Consider the following 22,332-nt stretch of genomic DNA (forward strand, 5'->3'; position numbering starts at 1 on the left):
TCTCTATCACTTGAAGACGGATAAACCCTGAGTAGGTTACTAATTAAAGGTAATTTGTCTTAATGCAAAGAGACACTAGTCTCAATAAATTGAATAGCGTAAACGGCGTTGGCTGTTATAGAAGGATGTTAAAAATGCGAAGTACAAAAGGCGTAACAGCGTTTGGACTGATGTTGGCATTGATTAGCGGCGCGAGTATTGCGGCTCCGAATCATACGCCTGCAGATGCGGGGGTGATTAATAAAGATCGAATTTTATATTGGTTGATTAAGCGTGGCGAAGTGGCCGCCGATGCCAGTGATAGCGTAAAGCAGGAGGCGATAGAAGCTTATATTCATCGCGCCACTTTGGCACAACCTAAAGCGCCGCGCATCGAAGTTGAAGCTGAACATGCGCGTCTACAAAGAGCTAAGTCATCGCAAATGATGCGCTCATCCGCACAGCGTTTACAGGCCGATGCGGATGTAAAGAAAACCGTAAAAGTGCTCACGGTATTAGTGGATTTTGCTGATCTAAAACATGATAACAATGGCTTAAAAGCGGGGGATACAGACATGTATTACCCGAGTTATCCTGCGTCCCACTACAAGGAATTACTCTTTTCGCCTACGGGCTTCAAAGGTCCACAGGGGCAGACGTTAGATTCGGGGTATCAATATTATCAAGCGGTTTCTGGGCAAACCTTCTCCTTTACTGGGGATGTGAAGGGCTGGTATACCGCCTCGCAAAATGCCGAATACTATGGTGTTAATGATCCAGATACCCGTAGTGATTCACAGGTCGCTGAATTGGTAAAAGAAGCCGTATCTCAAGCTGTTGCAAATATGTCTGCAGCTGAGTTGGCGAGTTATGATGTTGAAGACCAAAATGATTTGAACAATAACGGTAATTACGATGAGCCCGATGGCATTATCGACCATGTGATGATTTTCCACTCTAGCGTAGGCGAAGAGGTCGGCGGCGGAAAACTAGGATCGAGTGCGATATGGTCGCATCGATATTATGTCGACCAAGCAACCAATGGTTATGCGCTTCCTGGTACGAACAAAAAAGTATTCGGTTATACAATCCAGCCTATCGATGCGGCAACGGGCGTGTGTACCCACGAGTTTGGCCATGATTTAGGTCTGCCTGATGAGTACGATACCTCTGAAAATGATAAGAAAGACGGCTCGCCTGTGGGGCTATGGTCTTTAATGTCTGGTGGTAGTTGGGCTGGTGCTATTCCTGGCGCTCAGCCGAGTGGTTTTAGTCCTTATGCTCGATCTTATCTACAGAAAAGATACAAAGGTAAGTGGTTGAATGAACGTGAAATCACCTTAGATAGCATTCCCAAATCAGGCATGGAAGTGACGTTGAATGAGGCGGTTAATCATCAGGCGGTTAATCAGATCTCTATTCCGCTCCCTCTTGTGTTAATTCCTTTTAAAACACCTTATCAGGGCAGTTATCAGTACTATTCTGGCCAAGGAAATATGCTGAATAACAGCATGAATTTTAATGTTAATTTACCTGCCGTAACCACAGATAAACTGATTCTGAGTATGAAGGCTAGTTGGAGTATTGAGCCTAACTATGACTACATGCAGGTGAAAGTGGATGGTGTGGCCATTGCGGGTAATTACACTAAGTCGAACAATGCAATGAATAGTGCTCGTCATATCATCACTGGTGAATCGTCTGCGCTTGCTCAGGCGGAAGGTCGCGATGCTTGGGTAACATTAGAATATGATTTATCAGCATATTCTGGAAAATCTGTTGCTGTCGAAATCAACTATGTCACTGATGATTATACCTCTGAGTCAGGGATCGCTATTGATAACATCAGCATTAAACAAAATACCACTGAGTTATATAGTGATAACGCTGAAGTCGCGGATAAAATGACGTTTTACGGCTATAGCCGGATTAAGGATTCTCGTCCGGATCCCAAATCTCAGTCTCGTTATATTATCCAGCTGCGTAGCCATAATGGTGTCGATGCGGGTTTGAAAGCAAAAAGCTTTGATCCCGGAGTTTTACTCTGGTTAGAAAATTTTAGCTACAGTGACAATAACGTTTCAGACCACGCTGGCCATGGCTTGATTGGCGTGATTGATGCTGACCAAAATATGATTGGCACTCGCTCTACCGACGTACAAATTCGTGATGCGGCCTTTAGTACAGTAAATCAAACCTTCTATTTGGAGGACAATCATCGCGATGCTGTCAGCCTGTTCGATGACAGTTTTGATTACAGTGCGCCACTACAGCCACAGTCAGGTATGGTGTTGCAGCAGCTAGGGTTGACAATGCAGGTACTATCTCAAGCCAGCAACAATAGTACTGCGGTTATTCGTCTTGCTAATGCGAACTCTGATGCTATAGCGCCGTTAACTGTCAGTTTTGGTAAGACAGTTAGTCAATTAGCGGTGAACTTCACCAGTAACGTTGATGGTGGTATGGGAGTATTAACCTACGCTTGGGATTTTGGTGATGGCACGACAAGCACTGTCACGGCGCCAACCCATACCTATGCGAAGGCTGGCACTTATACTGTGAAGCTTACAGTGACAGATGCGCAAAATACTAAGGCGATTAGCAGTTCGACGGTAACGGTTGTTGCACCTGTTACGCCTCCAGTAACTCCGCCGGCCAGTGAGAGTTCAGGTGGCGGCAGCTTAGGTTGGTTAAGCCTTGCTTTCCTTGGCTTATTGACTTGGCGCCGCCAGTTAAATGTGCACTAAGTTAAATGTCCACTAAGTTGATTGTTTGAAACCCGAACAAAAATGCCTCTGATCTAGAGGCATTTTTTATCTGTCTTGAGGCTAAAATCTGACTAAGCTTTGGATGAAGTCTAAAGTTTACAACTGACGGATAGCTTGCTCGGCCGCTGGAAGAAAGATTTCGCTGACGATCATTTCATGCTCACCGTGATGGAAATAGCGGCGGCGTCCCCAGAGTGCATGTTCGACACTTTGATCTAAACTTTCAGCTAAGTGGGCAAGGCGACTACAGGTTTCGAAACTGGCCACTTCGATTCTACCGGGGATGAAGTTATCTTGGCTAAACAGTAATTCACCTAAGGGGCGAGTACCCAAACTAAGGAAATCCATTTTGCGCTCGGCCATTAATTTTTCAGGGATTAAGGTTCTGGCAAATACCCAAGGTATCGAGTCGAGGCAAAGCAAGACTTCACGGATCCATACAGCACCTTGCTGGGGATATTCGCCCTCTAAGGGAGCATGCAGTCCTTCGCCTAGTATCTTTACTTCAAATTGAGCGCAGCAAGTTTTGAGTTTTTGCGTTAGGCTGCCAGTGGCAAGCAACCATTCTTTCAAGGGCGATTTGGGGAGTTTGTCGGCTAGATCGGCTGAAAACCACTGAATAGATTCACCATAGGGAAAGCTTAAGCTAGTCACATTCATTAAATACTCGTTACAATATAAACAAACGTCGGCAGTCTAGCATGTCGCGACGCGAGCATATATACCCAAGCTACTTCCAGATACGGATACTGCATCTTCAGGTTGTTTGGCTATATAGATTGGGAAGTTTCTTCCATTATCATTATTGTTTTAGGGAGCCGTAAGTCGCTATGAAAAAATTACTCTCAGTCTGTCTTATCCTGTTTACAAGTGTTTTCAGTGTTTATGCGGCCGATGAAAAAGAAGCTGCACCTGCAGCAGCAACCCCACCTACGGGTGAGTATGCCTACTATGGTTTCGAACCCGAAATTGTCACTAACTACATTTCTAATCGCAAGAAATTGGGTTTTGTGAAGATTAGCGTTGAGTTAATGGTAAAGAGTCCAGATGATCTAGTGACAATTGAGCTCCATAATCCATTATTACGAGCCGCAATTGTTGAAGTGTTAGGCAATCAATCGGAAGAGAAGATTAAGTCACTCACGGGTCGTGAAGAGATTCGTCGTGAGTGCTTTGAAATGGTCAACAATTTGATCACCAAAGAAGCTGGTAAACCCTTGATCGTAAACTTATTGTTCACCTCTTATCTGTACGATTAATTTACTGCCCCATTCCATGGGCTGACTCAGGTCGGCCCATTGCGTTACAAGAGCTATTATGTCAAAACCTGCCGTTAAACCCGTCCAATTAGTGACTGCGAAACGCCTAACGAGTACAGCCAACATTGGTCATGCAAAAACTAAAGCACCAAAGCAGGCTAGAACTGAGGTGAAAGGCAAAGCCAAGTCGGTCAAAAACAGGCGCAGTGCTGAGATCAAAAAAGCTTTGCATCCTCGAAATGTACACTTGAACGGCTATGATTTTCCGGCGCTGATGAGTTCATTCCCTAAGCTAAAAGCCTTTGTTCGACCCACGCCTTATGGGGCTTTATCGGTCGATTTTTCCGATCCGTTAGCGGTTAAGATGCTTAATGCGGCGCTACTGAAACACCATTATGGGATTGAATCTTGGGATATTCCTGATGGAGCGTTATGTCCTCCTATTCCCGGTCGAGTCGATTATTTACATTATTTAGCAGACCTTCTAGCCGAAGGCGATGATGTATTTGCTTTGGATAAAACTAGGGTATTAGATATTGGCACTGGCGCGAACGGTATTTATCCCATATTGGGTTGCCAAGTATACGGTTGGCAATTTGTCGCCTCGGATATTAATGCCCATTCACTCAGTAATGTGCAGAGTATTATTGAGCAAAACCCAGTGCTGCAAGGGCAGATAGGTTTACGATTACAGCCAAATGACAAGGCGGTCTTCAAGGGAATCATTCAAGCCGGAGAATGTTTTGCGTTAACCCTGTGCAATCCGCCATTTCATGCCTCTATGGCTGAGGCGAGCGAAGGTACAAAGCGTAAGGTGAATAATCTGCAGCTCAATCGGGGTGGCTTGGTCAAGTCTTCCCCTAAGCTGAATTTCGGCGGTCAAGCGGCTGAGCTTTGGTGCCAAGGCGGTGAACGACAGTTTCTAGCGACTATGATCCGTGAGAGCCAAATGTTTGCAGATCAATGCTTATGGTTTAGCAGTCTAGTGTCGAAGAAGGAAAACCTGAAACCTTGTTATCAAGCCTTAGCGCAGTTGAAAGTCGATACTGTGAAAACGATTGAGATGCAGCAGGGCAATAAAATTACGCGGGTTTTAGCGTGGAGCTTCCAGTCAGCAGTTAAGCGCAAAATCTGGCGCGGTGAACACTTAGCCCGTTAAGACTGTTGGGTATGACCCAATTAAGTACTATTAACAAAACAGGCGCTAATGGCGCCTGTTTTTATTAAAGGTAAAAATAGCCACTGTTACTGCGGCTTTTCTTCCTTATGATCGCGACGGAATAACGCCCACTCTTCAATTGCTTCACCGCTGGGTAAGGTGCAGATCCCATGTTCACCTTCAGCGGTTTTCTCAATTGTTAATTTGCCACCAATGGAGACACAATACTCAGAGGCGGGATTGGCTATTTTTACTTGTTCAGTATCACTGCATCCGACTAATACCACACTCGCCAGAAGTGGAGCAGTAACAAGTAGGAATTTGATTTTCATAGACACTCCTTGGTGAGTTATTTTCGCCCTAAAATCCGCAGGATCCGTAGGAACAAGTTGATGATATCCATATACAAAGCGGCGGCGCTATCGATAGCATTATCTATGGTTTTAGGGATTTGATTCGCTCTTCCCCAGTCATAACCAATATAACCGCAGAAAATCAGCACGACTATCCAATCTAAAATGCCGTGGTGAGTATTAAAGATAAACACTTCAATCAGTTCGACGACGATAACGAGCAATAAAGCAATCGTGAGTGCGCCGGAAATTTTTTGGAAAAAGGCGGGGAAGAGTGTGCCTAAGCACATCATGGCTATGGTCACTAACCCTGTGATACGAATGGCCTCAGTCACCAATTCGGGATCGTATTGACTGACCACCATATTGATAATTAAGCCGAAGGGCACGACTACAAAGTTGTAGCCAATAAAACTGACAACGGGATTAGTCGATTTTTGGAACAGATAAATCCCAAAGAAACAGGAGGCGAAATAGCCGATAAAGAAAATCCAAGGATTAACACTGGCAATCGCCTCTGGGTCGATATTGGTGACCATCCAATAGTTAACGGCAAAACCCCAAATCAGCGTGAGGCCGATAACGAGGTTATAAATACCTGCGCCAACTATGGGGTCGTCTGTGGTCATGCGGTCAAATACACTGTTTTCCGAATCCATATGTTTTCCTTATGATTTCCTTATTTTAACGGGCCATTAAGCGTCATCAGTGTTGAGCTATATGACGGCAAATTAAGCGGTGGCAATTAAGTTATTGTAAATAAAGCCATTTTTCAATCGAGAACAACCTAAGCCTTTTCAGTGCCACAAACATTGCAGCGGGCTTGTTTCGGTAACTTCATCTCGCGAAACTCCATCGTCATCGCATCGATCATCAAAATGCGTCCCGCTAAGGTTTTACCCATGCCAGTAATCACTTTGATAGCTTCAACCGCCTGCAAACAACCTATCATACCGACCACAGGGGCTAGGATACCCGATTCAACGCAGCTCAGTTGTTGCTCGCCAAATAGGGCGCTAAAGCAATGATAACAAGGCGTTTCGCTGTGATAATCGAACACAGTGACCATGCCTTCCATCCGAATTGCCGCGGCAGACACTAAGGGCACTTTATGCTTAAAACAGCTGAGATTAAGTTGCTCGCGCACACTGACATTATCGGTACAGTCGAGCACTAGGCCGTGATCGGCGACTAGGGCGTCAATCTCATGATCATCTAATACTGCATTGATAATGTTGATCTTAATAAAGGAATTGAGCTGCATGAGGCTCTGTTTAGCCGATTCGACTTTAGGCTGGCCGACATTGGCATCTTGATGCAGCACTTGGCGCTGCAAGTTGGATAATTCAACTGTATCAAAATCGACCAGTGTCAGCTCACCAATACCCGCAACCGTGAGGTACTGGCTGGCGGCACAGCCCAAACCGCCAGCGCCTATCATCAGCACTTTGGCTTGTTTTAAGCGTTCTTGACCGTCGATATCCATAGCCTTGATGGATATTTGGCGGCTGTATCTTAAGAGTTCGCTGTCGCTGAGAATATCTTTTGGCACATTCATTGGGATTTTCCTAGCAAAGCACGCTGTTAAATGGCTCGACAGTCACTTGGGTGCCAGCGGGAGTATCACCTTGGAATTGCTCCAATAAAACGAAACAGTTTGCTAAGCTCATCGAAGTCAACATGCCAGAACCTTGGCTACCAGTAATGGCAACTTCAAGTTTACCTTGTGCATTACGGCTTAAAATGCCCCGTTGATATTCGACGCGGCCCGGTTGTTTACGCACAGGCGTGGTGAGCGTAGCGTCTAACATCAAAGGTGCAACTGGGGTTAACCCCTGCATCTTGTTCAGTATTGGCCAAACGAGTTTGTAAAACGTTACCATAGAAGACACGGGATTCCCCGGTAAACCACAGAATATCGCTTTGCCGATACGGCCCATGGCAAAGGGCTTGCCTGGTTTGATGGCGAGTTTCCAGAAGGTAATTTTGCCTTCCTCATCAAGAATTTGTTTAGTGAAATCCGCTTCACCGACCGACACGCCACCCGAGGTTAATACCATGTCGGCTTGGCTGGCAGCATGGCGAAATGCCTGGCGTATGGCTTCAGGATCATCGGCAATCACGCCTAAATCGAGCCATTCCACATTAGCGCGGCTGAGTAAGCCTTGGATCGAGTAACGGTTTGAATCGTAAATTTGTCCTAGGGCTAATTCGCTGCCAACGGGACGCAGTTCATCGCCAGTGGAGAAAAATGCCACTTTAAGCTGACGATAAACTCGCACTTGGCTAACGCCAATCGTGGCTAACACCCCGAGTTCGGCGGCACCAATTTGAATGCCAGCACTGAGCACTTTAGTGCCTTGGGTGAGTTCTTCACCGCGGCAACGCACATTGGCGCCTTGCGCCCTAGGGTGGCGGATATGAATAATCTCTCCTTCAACCTCGGCTTCTTCCTGCATTTGCACTGTGTCATAACCTGTAGGCACAGGCGCGCCTGTCATGATCCGCACGCAGGTATTAGGTTTGGCTTCACCTTTAAAACCATGGCCAGCGAAGGAACTGCCGATAAGGCGCAATGCGGTCTGATTGGTTTGCGTATTTAAGTCGACAAAACGGAAGGCATAGCCGTCCATAGAGGAGTTGTTAAAGGGCGGCAGATCGATGCAGGAAGCTAAATCTTCTGCTAGGACGCGGCCAAGGGCATGGGGAAGCAATACGACTTCGGTGTCTGACACTGGGCTAACTTGCTCGAGCAAAAGGGGAATAGCTTGATCTGGATGCATTAAGCTAGGTTGCGAACAAGGATCGGCTGTTACGGACATTAGGGTCTGCCTTATATGCAATGGGTCGTAATGACGCTGAATGAATTTCCACCTGATTATGACTGGCTATTATGCCACGGTGATCTGGGATGGCTATGATTTGCATGTGAGTTTCTGTGATAGGCCAGTCAGTTTTTTCTGCCACTTTGGGCGATAACCTCGCTAGAAGTCACACAATTTACTGCGCTAATTCGAGGGTTGAACGCGAGTCGATGAACAAATTAAAATCATTTTTATCAATGAATCATTAACTTAGCAAGAAATCCAAAGGTAAATTTTGTTGCTTTTGTCGACCCCCTTGATGACAATGTCCCCCATGATTCAGTTCGAATGCAAAAGAGGATTTACTATGCTGTCTGCAACTATGATCGAAAAGTTGAATGAACAAATTAATATGGAGTTCTTCTCCTCAAATTTATACCTGCAAATGAGTGCGTGGTGTGAAGATCAGGGATTTGAAGGCGCAGCTAAGTTTATGCGTGAGCACGCGGATGAAGAAATGGGCCATATGCGTCGTCTGTTCACGTATGTGAGTGAAACCGGTGGCTTACCTTTGTTAGGTGCGATTGCGGCGCCGCAGTCACAGTTCGATTCTTTACTGGCGTTGTTTGAATTAACCTATGAGCATGAGCAGCTGATTACCCGTCAGATCAATGCCTTGGCCCATGCCGCATTTTCGAATCAAGATTACTCAACCTTTAACTTCTTACAATGGTATGTCGCTGAGCAGCACGAAGAAGAAAAGCTGTTTAAGTCGATTGTCGATAAGATACGTTTAGTGGGCGAAGATGGTAAGGCACTGTTCTTTATCGATAAAGATTTAGCTAAGCTAGCCTCTAAGGGTGGCGAAAGCATAATGAACGGCCAAGGCCAACCACAGGCTTAAGTCCGTTTTATTTGCCACAAAAAAGCAGCCTAGGCTGCTTTTTTGCTCTTTATTGTTTTATTTTTTATAAGCTTAGATATTCACGCATTTATCTTGATAGCCATCATTCAACAGCGCTGTGTGCTTGATGCGTAGCAAGGGAGTGATCTCGTTGAAGGGGAGCGGTTTGGAGATCAAATACCCTTGAGCGAAGTGACAACCTAAATCTCGTAGGAAGTGCCACTGTGCTTCGGTTTCTATGCCTTCAGCAACTAACTCCATTTCTAGGCTTTGCCCCATCATGACAATCGCTTTGACTAAGTTGGCGTTCGAGTTATTTTCGAGGGCATTTTCCACAAAGCTGCGGTCGATTTTAATCACTGAAATCGGGAATTTTTTTAGATAACTCAGGGAAGAATAACCCGTGCCAAAGTCATCGATATAGATTTGCGAGCCTAAATGACGAATAGACTCGAGCGTGCTCAAGCAATGGCTGGCATCGCCCATCAGCATGCTTTCAGTGATCTCAATATGCACATTTCGTGGGTTGACGTGGTGGCGGTTGAAGCACTCTTGCAACACTTGGTCGAACCCCATGCCGCGTGTATTGATACATTGGCGGCTGGAAACATTAATCGCGACATTAATATTTAAGCCACTTTTCTGCCATTGCCTCAGATCATGCATGGCTTGGTTGAGCACCCATTCGCCCATAGGCTCTATCAGTCCGGTTTCTTCGGCTAATGGGATAAATTGATCCGGCGGGATCAACCCAAGCTCGGGATCTTGCCAGCGGATAAGGGCTTCGACGCTGCAGACACTTCCCGTTTGCATATCCACGATAGGTTGATAATGCAGGGCAAATTCATTTTGTGCCACGGCACGGCGTAGACGTTGTTCTAACTCCATCCGGGCGAACATGGCTTGATTCATACCCGCGGTGAAGTATTTAAAATTGTTCCGCCCTGCGTCTTTGGCTTGATACATGGCGGTTTCGGTATTGCGGGTGAGTGAGCCGGTATCTAACCCATCTTCGGGATAGACGCCAATACCAAAGCTGGCCGAAATCTGGATCTCGCGGTCATTTAAGTTAAACGGCATACCTAAGGTTTCAATGATTCGGGTTGCCATGTGTTCGATGGCGAGTTCGTTAGTCAGTCGTGGCAAGATAAGTACAAACTCGTCGCCACCGATACGTGCGATAAAATCGGTTTTCCCCGCAATGCCTTCTAAGCGCTTTGCGACATCTTTAAGTAATAAGTCGCCAGTGGCATGTCCTTGTACATCATTGATATATTTGAATTGATCTAAATCAATCAGCAAGATAGCCAGCTTGCGAGAGTCATGCTGCGCCACATGGATTTCGTGCTGTAGTCGTTCATTGAACAGCTTACGATTAGGCAGCCCAGTTAACCCATCGAAGTTGGCCTGATACCAAAGATCCTGCTCATATTGCTTACGCTTACTGATATCCATAAATAAACCAATATGTTGGATTATTTTACCTTGCTCATTTCGCACCACAGTGATCGCTAGATACTCGGGATATACTTGGCCATCTTTGCGTTTATTCCAAACTTCACCCTCCCATTTCCCTTCTTTTTGTAGTGATTCCCACATGGCGGTGTAAAAGTGCTTAGGATGACGGCTAGAGCTGAGTAGGGAGGGACTGCGGCCTTTTACTTCTTCCAATGAATAGCCCGTAATGTGGCAAAACGCGGGGTTGACCAGTTCAATATGGTTGTCGGCATCTGTCACCACTATGCCTTCGGCAGAATAGTCAAACACAGCTGCAGCGCGGCTTAGGGCATGGTTCGCTTTTTGCCGTTCGCTAATCATACGGTTCATGGCACGGGCCATGCGGGCGAGTTCATCTGTGCCTGAGACTTGGATATTAATATTGAGCTGTGGATCTGCTGCCATTTGCTGCATGTCATTGGCAATCTTAGTGATCTTATCCATAAAATTGCGGATGATCTTTTGTCCAAGCCAAAGTGTGATGGTCGCGGTGAACAAAGCCGAGAATAAGTATAAGCCGAGTAAGATTAAGGTGTGGTTTTGTTGATATTCGCTCTGCTGCGCCATGTTCTTGGTGATATTTTGCGCCAGCAAATGTAGTTGATTGATACGCTGAGTGGTGAGATCCCACCACTCCTGGCTATCAATTGGATGTGGTGGCATTAATAGTTGGCTCATCGCTTGGCTTAATTTGTCCTCACTGGCTGGGACTTGCGCGATGGCTTTGATCTTCGTCATCGGCAAACCTTGTTGCTGCAGTTGCTGCAACTTGACCATGCTGAACTGGTATTGATTTATGCTGTCCTCAATGGTTTTCAGCGCCGCCTTAAATTCGGGCAGAGAACGAGTCTCGTGACTGAGTTCATCCAAATTAAGCTGAATCGTCGCAAGTGCTGCATTAAATTTTTGCAGTGAAATCTCATCGCCCTTAAGCAAATAGTCCTGAAAACTGCCCATTAAGCCACCGTAACCTAAGTAGGCATTAATATTTTGTGCCAGAGCGCTAATGCGAGTTTGTTGTTCAATTTGCTTGCTGATTTGCAGAATGCGTTGATTTTCTGGCGAATCTTGTAGGTTTTGTAGTAAGGACCTTCTATCGGAAATTGATGCATTACTCGCGTGCATCACGGCTCGCTCATATTCATACATAAAGGAGATTATGGTGCGGTAATCATTAATATTGAGTGACTTGCTGAGCAGTAATTGATTGATGGCACTTCGTTCTTTTACGGCCAACTCCTGCACCATAAGTAGGTTCAATAGATCGGTATAGGCACGGGACTGACTGATTTCATTGGTTTGTAACTGTAATAACTGGATGAGCTGTAAAAGCTGAGTGTGGAATTGATTATAGAGTTCCGTAAACTGACTCAGTGTTTCGTCTGTGTGGTTTTGGTGAACGTTAGCGAGTTTGTTGCCTGTGAGTTTGAGCGCATCCAACAATGCGTTCATTTTGTTTGCTTCAATACTTTTAGGGTCGAGCGCCTCCAGAAGATGCTCTAAAGGCTCACTGTTCAGTAATGCATCGAGTGCTTTTGACCTAGTCGCTTGTTGCTGTAATAGCACTTCATCGGTTGGTCGCTGATTTGTACTTAGACCATATTCGTTTTGCAACTGATAGAGTAGCTCAGTGATTTGTACCGTCGTTTGTACCGCAAGATGATTGTGCTTGGCCGAGTGTGATTCCTTTATCAAGTCATGCATGCGCGTCAGAATGAAAAAGCTCATCATTAATAATGGGACTAACGAAAACAGAATGAGCTTTTGCTTCAAACTGAGATGGTGTAGCGCTGACGGCATTAAAGATCACTCCACTCGTTCACCTAGGCAGAAAAAGAAAATTCAACGTAATAACGTTGAATCCGAGTTACAAATAGGACTAGGCACAGGGTGAGGATATTTAACATAGGCGGCCAGCCACCGCGACCTTTAGTTTATGGATATCTAATCTAGGTCACGAAATTAAGCAAATTGTTATATATCATGCTAAGAGACTATTTTTATTAACCTATTTTGCACCTATCAAACAAGCATTTGCTTTGTCTGTGATGTGAAGCAGTATTTCATCATTCGAAAGAATGACTTGTTTAACTTTACCTTTTATCGGTTTTTTTAGTGCATTAGGTTGAACGCGATTGTTAACGGTAAATCTATTTAAATAAAAAGGACGTTTGCCGCAGCTAAACGTCCTTCTATTTAAATCAATGCCCTAGATTCAGGCGATTGGCATGTTATCTAGCCGACATTGGCCAGCAATGATTTGCGATAAACGACAATATCTTCAATCGTCAACACGGGTATATTGTGCTGCGCACCGAAGGCAATAATTTCGGGTAAACGCGCCATAGTGCCATCGGTGTTAGTGACTTCACACAATACGCCAGCGGCTTTTAAGCCCGCGAGTTGCATTAAATCGATAGTGCCTTCAGTGTGACCACGGCGGGTCAATACCCCACCCGGTTGGGCGCGAAGTGGATACACATGGCCAGGACGAGCGAGATCACTTGGCTTAGCGCCATCGGCAATCGCCGCTTTAATGGTGGTCACGCGATCGGCGGCAGAAACCCCTGTAGTCACACCGACTTTAGCTTCAATACTCACAGTAAACGCCGTGCCGTATTGGCTCGAGTTGTTTTCCACCATAGGGGGCAACTCGAGGGCTTTGACTTTTGCATCGGGTAAACACAGGCAAACAATACCGCTACATTCACGGATGAGCATGGCCATTTGCGCGTTAGTCAGCGTCTCGGCAGCGAAAATTAAATCGCCTTCGTTTTCTCTATCTTCGTCATCGACAACTAACACACCTTGGCCTTGACGCAGGGCATTAAGACCCGCTTCAACGCGTTCGATAGCAGTACCAAAAGGAGCAAGTAAAGACTGATTCATGGTTAATATCCTTAAATAAACGACATTGGAATATCCAGAATCAGGGCGTGCAGAAATACAACGTAATCAAACCAAAAGGCTCGATTTTGCTGTAGCAATATCACTTCACTTGGGGTGAAGTTATTGCAAAACATGAGGCTAACACTGCAATACATAAGCGCGTTGCACTTAAATACCGCAAGGTGTTGTCTTACATTCTCTTCCATCCGGACTCAGCACTGTCGCCATTAAAGCAAACAGTCCATTACCGTCGGCTCTGGAATAGTCAGTTTTGCACTAGGCAAAATCTAAGGCACCAGATCTGCTGACCCCGAAAGTGATTTCGGGCGCTCGCGGGCTTTGGGTGTCGCTCAGCAAAATAATCACTTAGTCGTTACCCATTTACCGCCGGTGGGGAGTTTCACCCCGCCCTGAGAATTTGCTTTTGAGCCATTTGCGCTCAAAAACGCGGTTATGTTGCTCTTATTTACCGCGAATGGCAACTTCTCGCGTTCAATGTTTGCGCTAGTGCACACCTGACCACTATCATACTGAACACATAAGCTAATTGACTTGCCGTCGCATTCTTCGACGGTCGTTATGGACGTCATAAGGACGTATAAATGCGCTCTCTGCTACTCACTTTAGGTATTGCTATGTTGTTATCCGCTTGTTCGACCTCCAAAGGGCAAGTACCCGCCCCGGTTGCTGAAAAAATTCCCCATGTGATGACTTTACATGGCGTAACGCGTACCGATGATTACTATTGGCTGCGTGATGATGAGCGCAAAGATCCTAAAGTGTTGGCCTATCTCAACGCTGAGAATCGCTATACCGCGGCTTATTTCAAACCATTAAAGCCGTTGCAAGATGGTCTTTATAAAGAGTTAACCGAGCGTTTAGTCGCCGATGAGTCGAGTGTGCCGTATCAATGGCATCAGCACAGCTACTATCACAGATACCAAGAGGGTAGCGAATATCCGCTGATCAGCCGTAAGGGTGCCGATGGTGTTGAGCAAGTGATGCTCGATGTTAACGAGCGAGCTAAGGGCCATGAGTTTTATGGTTTAGGCGGCGCCAGTGTCAGCCCAGATGAAACCATGTTGGCCTTTGGCGAAGACGTCCTCAGCCGCCGTGTATATCACATCTATTTTAAAGACTTGGCTTCGGGCGACATGATCACCGACGTGCTTGAAAATACCGAAGGTCGCGTAGTGTGGGCGAACGACAACAAGCATGTGTTCTATATCGCCAAAGATCTAAAAACCTTGCTGGGCTATCAAGTGTATCGCCACGAGCTGGGCACTAAGCAATCGAGCGATGTCTTAGTGTATGAAGAACAAGACGATTCATTTTATATTTCACTCGGCAAAACCTTAGATGAGTCGCAAATTGTGTTGTTCCAAGAAAGCACCACGACGAGTGAAGTGTCTATTCTCGATGCCAGCGAGCCTTTAGGTTTATTCAAGCCAGTATTAGCGCGGGAAGAAGGTCACGAATACAGTGTGTCTAAGCTGGGTGATACTTATTACATTCTCACCAACTGGCAGGCGACTAACTTCCGTTTGATGAAAGTTGCCATCAAAGATGCGGCGGATAAATCGAAGTGGCAAGAAGTGGTTGCGCATAATCCCAATGCCCGTATCGAAGACGAGTTAGTGCTCAAGGATTATCTGATTATTCAGACCCGTGAAAACGGCCTAACGCGGATTAAAGTGATGCCGCTCAATGGTCAAAAGCCCTTCGAGTTGAGCTTTGATGAGCCTGCTTATGTGATGGGTTTAGAGATTAATTCCCAGCAAGACAGCAATAAGTTACGCATATTTTACTCCAGCCTAACGACGCCAGAAGCCGTATACGAATATTCACTGGTGAATCCCGATAGACGGGATTTATTGAAACAAGATCACGTTTTAGGCGGCTTCGATGCCAGCCAGTATCGTGCCGAACGGATATTTGTGACGGCCCGCGACGGTGCGAAAGTGCCTGTCTCTTTGGTGTATCGCAAAGATAAATTCAAGAAAGATGGCACTAACCCTCTGTATCAATACGGTTATGGATCTTACGGTTACACAGTAGAACCCGATTTTTCTTCATCCGTTATCAGTCTACTTGACCGCGGTTTTGTGTATGCCATTGCCCATGTGCGCGGCTCAGAAATGCTCGGCCGCCCTTGGTATGACAATGGTAAACTGTTGAATAAGCAGAATACCTTCAATGATTTTATTGACGTAACAACGGCATTAACGGCGCAAGGTTATGGCGACAAAAACAAGGTAGTTGCCTCTGGCGGCAGCGCGGGTGGTTTGCTAATGGGCGCGATTGCTAACCAAGCGCCGGATAAGTATTTCGCCCTTGCAGCCCATGTGCCTTTTGTTGATGTGGTGACGACTATGCTGGACGAGTCGATTCCGTTGACGACCAATGAGTATGACGAGTGGGGCAATCCGAACGAGAAAACCTATTTCGATTACATGCTGAGTTACTCGCCCTACGACAATGTCACCGAGCAAGAATATCCACACATGTTAGTGACGACAGGTTTGCATGATTCCCAAGTGCAGTATTTTGAACCTGCAAAGTGGGTCGCTAAACTGCGCGATGTACAGAATAAGTGGTACAAGATGGATGATAAGGTGTTGTTATTCAATGTGGATATGGAAGCTGGCCACGGCGGTAAGAGTGGTCGCTATCGCCAATACCAAGACACAGCCCAAGAATATGCCTTCTTCTTGAGTCTGTTAGGTATGGCGAAGTAGGTCATTCGCAAGTGACTGGATCAGCCGTCAACCTAGGCAATACTGACAGAGGCGCTTTACAGCAACATGAGTCACTGGTGGCAGACACACTTGCCCCAGTGACTAGCGCTGTCGCTACCAAAGATGCAGTGACAGAAGCTTCGCTGAATCCCGTACCATTAAATCCTGCACCACAGAAGCCTACACCCATAAAGTCAGCACCCCTCTGGTACTTGTATCTAGTCCGCTGCGCCAACGGGCATTTATACACAGGTGTCACCACCAACGTGGCGCGGCGTTTTAGCGAGCATCAGTCGGGTGGCATCAAATCCGCTAAGTATCTGCGTGGTAAAGGTCCGTTAACGCTGATGTATCAAGAGCAGGTTGGCAGTCACGGCGATGCACTACGCCGTGAGATTGCAGTTAAAAAGCTGAGTCGCAGTCAAAAGCTGGCATTGATTGAGTCTGTCGAACATAGTGCGATATGAAAGAGCAAAATCCTATTAAGTCATTGGTATTTGTATACAATGATTAAGCACTGTCATTACAGTGACTCGCAGCAAGTACATCCCTGTATGCTCGATCGTGACATCCATGTCACGGACGGTCACTTCCATGACAGTGCTTAATCCCGTTAACCACTGAGTATTCTGTTAGCATGTACATATCCCAATTCTGTCGTTACGTTGCAAAATTTAACAGCGAGTGTCCCGATAAACTCTGTTTACCTCGAATCAAATGTTAGAAAGTAATTCTGAATTTTGGTTAGCATGTCGTTTTATATTCTGATATATATCTGATATATATCTGATATATATCTGATTATTCGGATGTATTTGCTTGAATTTTGTAAAGGGTATCACTGATGGCATCATATTTTATCGAGGGTGCAAGGCGCTTTCTGTCTGACCATGAGCGCATTTTTTCCAACCCAAAAATTCAGTATTTTTATTGCGAATGGATACTACTTATTAGAGTTCGCGAAAAAAAATTTATGTTGGCTGAGATACGTGAAATTGTTCATCATTACCCAAATGTATATAAGGCATATTTAGCGATTCAAGACTCAATAAATCTGCCATATGAAAAGCTATTTCCAGAGTCACTGCAAAATTGGCTCTATGTTGCTTCTAGACTTTGTTTAGATGTTTTGTTTGATGAAAGCAAGACCAATGTTGATGCATTGATTAATTACATTAACAGTGGCGGACATTACGAAGAATGCGTACCAAACTATTATAAACTCTGCGTACAAGCTTATAAAAAAGTGAGCGAAGTATGCAGAAAGTATCCATTAGGCTCTAAAGAAATCAATCAAATAATCAAACACGCTTCAAACCTAACTGCTAGAGGCGGCCAATCAGATTCAGATTATCTTGCGAAAATTCTTAATTTTAACAGTGATATACTGAGTGAAAATGCCATAAGAATACTTCATCTTGCTAAAGATAAGGAAGGGAGGCGGCTTGAGTTCAAATCTTCATTCGAGTATGACGTTAAATTGGAGTCAATAAAAAAGGAGCTTAAATATGAATGCACAAAGACGATAGCGGCCTTCTTGAACTCCAGAGGTGGAACGTTACTCGTTGGTGTTGATGATTATGGTAAAATTCTTGGATTACAAAAGGACTTATCTTATGTCGCTAACGTTCAAGACAACTTCCTTCTTAAGTTCAAAGATACTGTTTTCAACAGATTGGGGAGGGAAATTTCTAATTTGGTTGAATGGAGTCTTGTAGATGTTGGTATGAATTTGTTTGTGCTTATGGTTGATGTAAATCCTTCCCCATTCCCTGTTTGGGATAACAAAAGTTTTTTCATAAGGAATAATCCTTCAAGCGACCGCTTACTTGATGAAAGAGCATATAAGAGATATGTCAAAACTAGGTTTCCTGAGGAATTTGTCTCCGAATATATTGGTAAGTAGTAGCAGTTTATCTAGGCACCTATTGTTAAATTTTGACTCGAAAGTCAGTAATAGGCATTACTCGACTACCACTGGTGCGACTAATACATGAGCTGGCGAAAGCCTACAGTAGGCAAAGTTTGTCGAGACACCCATTGTTAAACTTTGCTACGTAAGCTATTGATCGTGGCTAACTTGCTTAAAGATGTATGACTGCTGAGATTGTTCGTTCGGTTTTCATGTCACGCTTAGGTGCTGTTTCAGACTAACAGAATACGATTTAGCTCGCGGAATTAAGCACTGTCATGGAAGTGACCGTTGGCGGCATGGCCGCTCTTTCACATCTAGGTGATCGCGGCATTTGCACTTCCGTATGCAGCAGATGCTGCCGTTGAGCCTATAGGGACACTTCTTGTTAAACGAAAGGGCGGCGAGTCACTAGAATGACAGTGCTTAATAGCTTAACGATTAACTTCCATAATAAATCAAGTGTTTAAGACTTTTTTGCCACCAAAGACTGGTCTGCATTGGGGAGCGTCGATTTTTCTTCTGCTGAGCGATAAGTTTGTCTGCTATTGGTATTCTGAACTCCATTCAACAGGCTAAGAATGCCACTTACACAGATCTTTTCGCGCTCTCGAACTACATGTCCGGCCTTTTTCTATGCTTAATTTACAATCCCTGGTAGGGCTTCTCTTAAAAGTTCCAACTCCTTTTTGTTTGCTTTAATCCAAAGTTTTTTCAAGTTTGGTATCGAAGCCAATATTTCTACTGTCTCTTTAGTCTTAATTACATTTGTTTCAACAAGATACAACGCAAAAATATTTTTATTTCCACGTAATTCGTCAATACTGGACAACTGTGGGTTTCCACTGAGGTCTAAAATTTTTACGCTGTCAAGCGTTGAAATGATAGAACCAAAATCTAACTTTTGACATTTATTTAAAGATAAGTAGCTTAAATTCTGGGTGTTTCCGGTAATATCAGAGAGTTTGCTTGCATGGGACACACTTAATGATTCAACTGAGTCTGAGCATAAATTAATTGACTCTAATGAACGAACAATGGAGCAGTTTAATGAAATTGCGACATCAACTTTTAGATTAATGACTTTGGAGTTGAATATATTTACATGCTTAATCCCGTCAACCAATTCAGATGATTCATTTTGCTCAACATAACCTTTCCGAATGAATGCCATTATGGCTTTCCAATCTTCTCGCTGCCACTCAGCGTTATATACATAATCCAATATTGGTAATATAGAATCGAAGGTAGGTAATGAATTTTCCCACCTCTGCCATTCTGAAACATTTTCTGGTGCTAACTTTATATATTTCTTAAAAGATGAAATGTCCATATTATCACTTAATTAAAATTGGGTTGTCGAATTCAGAACGTTGATCTCTTCTGGTATATTTTTGCATTTCTTTTGAGAAACGGCTCTAAATTCTGATGATTTATTCTGTCACGCTATCCCTTTACTCACTCTTATTTGAGCTGACTAAAGCTTTAAAGCGAAGGTCACTCTTGCTCAGAGGGGTAAGTGCCTCGGCTTTGGTGAGATATTGCATAGTGATGTGGATAGCGTCTTGATGGTGACTAAATTCCCTAAAAAGACGCTTTGCAATCAGCAGATTTAATTGATGTGCAGCTAATGAGGCATGCTCATGCTTTATCTGTAAAATAACCTCTTCTAGGGAGATAGGGGAAATTTCTCCCAAGGTTATAAGAAAGGCTTTTGCGACAGTTCTGGCGTGTGAGAAATAGTCTGATCGCGCATCTAAGGCGTAAATATACTTGAAAATGTGTTTGGCTAGGGCTTTATTGCCGTTGCGATAAAAAGATTCGCCATTAAAACAAATATCCCCTAGTCCTTCCATTATCTGCCTAGGGTTATCCGATAGAGAAAGCGCTTCAATTTCTTTTTGGTATTCCGAAAACTGATCCATATTCTCGACCTTACTGGCAATACAGTGTGACTTTTCGACTATTGAAGTGGGAAGGCTGACAATCTTAGCAAATCCACAAGGTTAAAGCGTAACGGTCTGAATAAAATCAACGTCATTTCTGCAAACTCAAGCTTAATTTCGGTATAAAAAATGCCACTACAAGGGGTTAGTGGCATAAATGCATAAGTCGGGCATACGCTTAAAAGGGTGGGTAGAAGACTGACATCTTGGCTGGGAACCGTTGCAACATCAGCCTCTACGCCGGGAAGTGGGTAAAGCCTTTGGGAGTAGAGGGGTAAAACGGCGCGTTATTGCATGCTCACTGGGCCGTCGATTTTGTTAAATGTCACATCGCCAGAACCTGCCGCAAGAATCGTTAATCCCTTAGTGTTAAAGACATTAATGTTGCCTGAGCCGTCTGTGATGGTCACTGCACTTTTCACATTGGCGACCTCTATGTTGCCCGAGCCGTCATCAATTGCGATATTGCCGCGAATATCGGTCACCTTGATGGCACCAGAGCCATCTTCAATGGTTAGGCTGCCGTTGATTTGGCTGATTTCAATATCACCTGAGCCATCCTCTATGTTGATATTGTTACCATCGTTGATAGTGAGTTCCCCCGAACCGTCTTTGATGTTCATGTCTGACGTCATCTTGCTGATCAAAATAGACCCTGAACTGTCATCGATATCCAGTGTAAAGTTCGCAGGGACTTGCAGTTTTAGGTCTATATAGGGCGAGTCATTGTTAGAATCTGTTTGCTCAAAGTTGGCCTTGAGCTTGGCTTTATTGGCTTTTTTCTCAAGGGTGAGAATGACTTTGCTGTCATCATTGTCGTCCTTATTGCTATAGATGTCGGCGACGAGTTTAATTTGGGTTAGGCCTTCGACACCGATAATTTCCAAGCTGCCTGCGCCAGTTTCTGCAATCAGGCCTTGTAAATCTTGGCTATCGAGTGTGAGTTCGCGTTGCTGGTGGTCTAAGTCTGGCATGCCTGCTGCGTTCACATTAAGAATGCAGCCAGTGAGCGATACCCCAGCAGTAAAAAACACTATAAAAGCGAGGGTGAATATAAATGGGCGTAGTGACATGTTAGCTTCCTTGTTTATCTGGCACTCGATTTTTTGGGTGAGTGCTGAGTCGTCTTGCGATGAATAAGACATTGCACAGCCCATGCCAATTTTAAGTTTTATTTATAATCAATTGGTTAAGCTAAAAAGTGTCCGAGGTTCACTATGCGGACATGTCCGCTACATGGGTGATTTACTCATAGATTAGTGAAATTGCTCATTTATTAAGTTAGTTTAAGCTCCGTAAGTCACGCGGAATCAAAAATACAAAAAAATACAAGAAGGGATGCAGATGGATTATTTAACGACGAACAAAACGGCTTGGGATGCGCGCACTCGGGTACATTTAACTTCTGATTTTTATGATGTGGCGGGTTTTCTTAATGGTAAGACTTCGCTGCGGGAAATTGAGCTAGGTGAACTCGAGGTTGCAGGTAAAAGTTTGCTGCATCTGCAATGTCATTTCGGCTTAGACACCTTGTCGTGGGCGCGAATGGGAGCCAGAGTCACTGGCGTCGATTTGTCAGAGGTCGCGATTGTTGAAGCGCAAAAGCTGGCAGAACGGACACAGTTGTCCGCCGAGTTTATCTGTAGCGATGTTTACAGTGTGGCGAGCAAGGTTGAGCCTCACGATATTGTGTTTACGTCCTATGGTGCCATTGTGTGGCTGCCGGATTTAACCCTGTGGGCGCAGACGGTTGCCGACTGTTTAACACCCGGCGGACAGTTTTACATGGCCGAGTTTCATCCGGCGCAGCAGTTGTTCGATGGCTATAGCTATTTTAATCGGGGTGAGCCAGACATAGAGCTGGAAGGCACATATACCGAAAATACCGGTGATGATCAGCAAACCTTAATGTGCTGGTCGCACAGTTTATCTGAAGTGATCAATGCGTTATTGCAGGCGGGCTTAGTGTTGGAGTTTTTCCACGAATTTGATTTCAGCCCCTATAACTGCTTTGAAGGGCTCGAAGCGCAAGAAGATGGTCGTTATGTGTTAACACACCAAGGGCAGAAGGTGCCCTTGGTGTATAGCATCAGTGCGCGTAAGCCCGCTTAATCACTGCCGTTT

At 44.7% G+C, this 22,332-nt stretch carries 18 protein-coding genes and 1 riboswitch; of the genes, 8 read left to right on the top strand and 10 right to left on the bottom strand.

Translation table 11 applies throughout. The features are described 5' to 3' along the window. Positions 1–134 precede the first annotated feature (134 nt). Positions 135–2,726: an immune inhibitor A domain-containing protein gene (locus KO537_RS19840; RefSeq protein ID WP_219235487.1), complete on the top strand. Its 2,592-nt coding sequence runs from the start codon at positions 135–137 to the stop codon at positions 2,724–2,726. Positions 2,727–2,843: 117 nt separating this feature from the next. Here KO537_RS19840 and KO537_RS19845 read toward each other — a convergent pair whose 3' ends face one another. Further along, complete coding sequence (locus tag KO537_RS19845) at positions 2,844–3,407, bottom strand: chorismate lyase (RefSeq protein ID WP_131525672.1); 564 nt, start codon at positions 3,405–3,407, stop codon at positions 2,844–2,846. Between the two features lie 170 nt (positions 3,408–3,577). Between KO537_RS19845 and KO537_RS19850 the strand changes: the two genes are divergently transcribed. After that, on the top strand, positions 3,578–4,006 hold the full coding sequence (locus KO537_RS19850) for a flagellar basal body-associated protein FliL (protein WP_105250969.1): 429 nt from the start codon (positions 3,578–3,580) through the stop codon (positions 4,004–4,006). Positions 4,007–4,064: 58 nt separating this feature from the next. Then, positions 4,065–5,165, top strand: coding sequence for a 23S rRNA (adenine(1618)-N(6))-methyltransferase RlmF (rlmF, locus tag KO537_RS19855; RefSeq protein WP_173242544.1), 1,101 nt, complete (start codon positions 4,065–4,067; stop codon positions 5,163–5,165). Between the two features lie 86 nt (positions 5,166–5,251). Here rlmF and KO537_RS19860 read toward each other — a convergent pair whose 3' ends face one another. The 4 genes from KO537_RS19860 to glp form a co-directional block, all read right to left on the bottom strand. Further along, a complete protein-coding gene (locus tag KO537_RS19860; RefSeq protein WP_131525670.1) occupies positions 5,252–5,497 on the bottom strand; it encodes a DUF333 domain-containing protein in 246 nt (81 codons plus the stop codon). 17 nt (positions 5,498–5,514) lie between these two features. Beyond that, entirely contained in the window at positions 5,515–6,177 is a 663-nt protein-coding gene (locus KO537_RS19865) for a Bax inhibitor-1 family protein (protein ID WP_168826929.1), read from the bottom strand. Positions 6,178–6,305: 128 nt separating this feature from the next. Continuing rightward, positions 6,306–7,076 carry a molybdopterin-synthase adenylyltransferase MoeB gene (gene moeB, locus KO537_RS19870; protein WP_173242546.1) on the bottom strand — a complete coding sequence of 257 codons (771 nt, stop codon included), beginning with the start codon at positions 7,074–7,076 and terminating at the stop codon, positions 6,306–6,308. A 10-nt stretch (positions 7,077–7,086) separates the two neighbouring features. After that, positions 7,087–8,340, bottom strand: coding sequence for a gephyrin-like molybdotransferase Glp (gene glp, locus KO537_RS19875; RefSeq protein ID WP_173242548.1), 1,254 nt, complete (start codon positions 8,338–8,340; stop codon positions 7,087–7,089). A gap of 349 nt (positions 8,341–8,689) precedes the next feature. On the opposite strand from glp, the gene ftnA reads away from it, so the two are divergent. Beyond that, positions 8,690–9,226: a non-heme ferritin gene (gene ftnA, locus KO537_RS19880; protein ID WP_105250975.1), complete on the top strand. Its 537-nt coding sequence runs from the start codon at positions 8,690–8,692 to the stop codon at positions 9,224–9,226. A gap of 72 nt (positions 9,227–9,298) precedes the next feature. Here ftnA and KO537_RS19885 read toward each other — a convergent pair whose 3' ends face one another. Together KO537_RS19885 and ribB are read right to left on the bottom strand one after the other, a co-directional pair. Next, positions 9,299–12,523 (bottom strand): EAL domain-containing protein, encoded by a 3,225-nt coding sequence (locus tag KO537_RS19885; protein WP_219235489.1) that lies wholly within the window; start codon positions 12,521–12,523, stop codon positions 9,299–9,301. A 435-nt stretch (positions 12,524–12,958) separates the two neighbouring features. Continuing rightward, entirely contained in the window at positions 12,959–13,612 is a 654-nt protein-coding gene (gene ribB, locus KO537_RS19890) for a 3,4-dihydroxy-2-butanone-4-phosphate synthase (RefSeq protein ID WP_105250977.1), read from the bottom strand. A 190-nt stretch (positions 13,613–13,802) separates the two neighbouring features. Continuing rightward, a riboswitch (FMN riboswitch) is annotated at positions 13,803–14,034 on the bottom strand. A 180-nt stretch (positions 14,035–14,214) separates the two neighbouring features. On the opposite strand from ribB, the gene KO537_RS19895 reads away from it, so the two are divergent. From KO537_RS19895 to KO537_RS19905, 3 genes are all read left to right on the top strand, one after another. After that, on the top strand, positions 14,215–16,350 hold the full coding sequence (locus KO537_RS19895) for a S9 family peptidase (protein WP_219235491.1): 2,136 nt from the start codon (positions 14,215–14,217) through the stop codon (positions 16,348–16,350). An 11-nt stretch (positions 16,351–16,361) separates the two neighbouring features. Beyond that, positions 16,362–16,817, top strand: coding sequence for a GIY-YIG nuclease family protein (locus KO537_RS19900; protein ID WP_219235492.1), 456 nt, complete (start codon positions 16,362–16,364; stop codon positions 16,815–16,817). A gap of 377 nt (positions 16,818–17,194) precedes the next feature. Next, positions 17,195–18,256: an ATP-binding protein gene (locus tag KO537_RS19905; protein WP_219235494.1), complete on the top strand. Its 1,062-nt coding sequence runs from the start codon at positions 17,195–17,197 to the stop codon at positions 18,254–18,256. A 646-nt stretch (positions 18,257–18,902) separates the two neighbouring features. On the opposite strand, the gene KO537_RS19910 is transcribed toward KO537_RS19905, so the two are convergent. The 3 genes from KO537_RS19910 to KO537_RS19920 all read right to left on the bottom strand — a co-directional run bounded on the left by KO537_RS19910 (position 18,903) and on the right by KO537_RS19920 (position 21,281). Continuing rightward, complete coding sequence (locus KO537_RS19910) at positions 18,903–19,595, bottom strand: hypothetical protein (RefSeq protein ID WP_219235497.1); 693 nt, start codon at positions 19,593–19,595, stop codon at positions 18,903–18,905. Positions 19,596–19,716: 121 nt separating this feature from the next. Beyond that, entirely contained in the window at positions 19,717–20,187 is a 471-nt protein-coding gene (locus tag KO537_RS19915; RefSeq protein ID WP_219235499.1) for a hypothetical protein, read from the bottom strand. Positions 20,188–20,495: 308 nt separating this feature from the next. Beyond that, positions 20,496–21,281: a hypothetical protein gene (locus KO537_RS19920; RefSeq protein WP_219235500.1), complete on the bottom strand. Its 786-nt coding sequence runs from the start codon at positions 21,279–21,281 to the stop codon at positions 20,496–20,498. Between the two features lie 271 nt (positions 21,282–21,552). Here KO537_RS19920 and KO537_RS19925 point away from each other — a divergent pair, with 271 nt between their 5' ends. Then, positions 21,553–22,320, top strand: coding sequence for a class I SAM-dependent methyltransferase (locus KO537_RS19925; protein WP_219235502.1), 768 nt, complete (start codon positions 21,553–21,555; stop codon positions 22,318–22,320). The last annotated feature ends 12 nt before the right edge of the window (positions 22,321–22,332 follow it).

The sequence above is a fragment of the Shewanella sp. NKUCC01_JLK genome (genome assembly GCF_019345615.1).
Taxonomy (GTDB): Bacteria; Pseudomonadota; Gammaproteobacteria; order Enterobacterales; family Shewanellaceae; genus Shewanella; species Shewanella oncorhynchi.

What these genes read in the sequence shown, in the direction of transcription:
- ftnA (WP_105250975.1), top strand. Translation starts at nt 8,690, where the DNA reads ATGCTGTCTGCAACTATGATCGAAAAGTTGAATGAACAAATTAATATG.
- KO537_RS19850 (WP_105250969.1), top strand. Translation starts at nt 3,578, where the DNA reads ATGAAAAAATTACTCTCAGTCTGTCTTATCCTGTTTACAAGTGTTTTC.
- KO537_RS19895 (WP_219235491.1), top strand. Translation starts at nt 14,215, where the DNA reads ATGCGCTCTCTGCTACTCACTTTAGGTATTGCTATGTTGTTATCCGCT.
- KO537_RS19845 (WP_131525672.1), bottom strand. Translation starts at nt 3,407, where the DNA reads ATGAATGTGACTAGCTTAAGCTTTCCCTATGGTGAATCTATTCAGTGG.
- KO537_RS19910 (WP_219235497.1), bottom strand. Translation starts at nt 19,595, where the DNA reads ATGGACATTTCATCTTTTAAGAAATATATAAAGTTAGCACCAGAAAAT.
- moeB (WP_173242546.1), bottom strand. Translation starts at nt 7,076, where the DNA reads ATGAATGTGCCAAAAGATATTCTCAGCGACAGCGAACTCTTAAGATAC.
- ribB (WP_105250977.1), bottom strand. Translation starts at nt 13,612, where the DNA reads ATGAATCAGTCTTTACTTGCTCCTTTTGGTACTGCTATCGAACGCGTT.
- KO537_RS19860 (WP_131525670.1), bottom strand. Translation starts at nt 5,497, where the DNA reads ATGAAAATCAAATTCCTACTTGTTACTGCTCCACTTCTGGCGAGTGTG.
- KO537_RS19905 (WP_219235494.1), top strand. Translation starts at nt 17,195, where the DNA reads ATGGCATCATATTTTATCGAGGGTGCAAGGCGCTTTCTGTCTGACCAT.
- KO537_RS19885 (WP_219235489.1), bottom strand. Translation starts at nt 12,523, where the DNA reads ATGCCGTCAGCGCTACACCATCTCAGTTTGAAGCAAAAGCTCATTCTG.
- KO537_RS19840 (WP_219235487.1), top strand. Translation starts at nt 135, where the DNA reads ATGCGAAGTACAAAAGGCGTAACAGCGTTTGGACTGATGTTGGCATTG.
- KO537_RS19925 (WP_219235502.1), top strand. Translation starts at nt 21,553, where the DNA reads ATGGATTATTTAACGACGAACAAAACGGCTTGGGATGCGCGCACTCGG.
- rlmF (WP_173242544.1), top strand. Translation starts at nt 4,065, where the DNA reads ATGTCAAAACCTGCCGTTAAACCCGTCCAATTAGTGACTGCGAAACGC.
- KO537_RS19920 (WP_219235500.1), bottom strand. Translation starts at nt 21,281, where the DNA reads ATGTCACTACGCCCATTTATATTCACCCTCGCTTTTATAGTGTTTTTT.
- glp (WP_173242548.1), bottom strand. Translation starts at nt 8,340, where the DNA reads ATGTCCGTAACAGCCGATCCTTGTTCGCAACCTAGCTTAATGCATCCA.
- KO537_RS19865 (WP_168826929.1), bottom strand. Translation starts at nt 6,177, where the DNA reads ATGGATTCGGAAAACAGTGTATTTGACCGCATGACCACAGACGACCCC.
- KO537_RS19915 (WP_219235499.1), bottom strand. Translation starts at nt 20,187, where the DNA reads ATGGATCAGTTTTCGGAATACCAAAAAGAAATTGAAGCGCTTTCTCTA.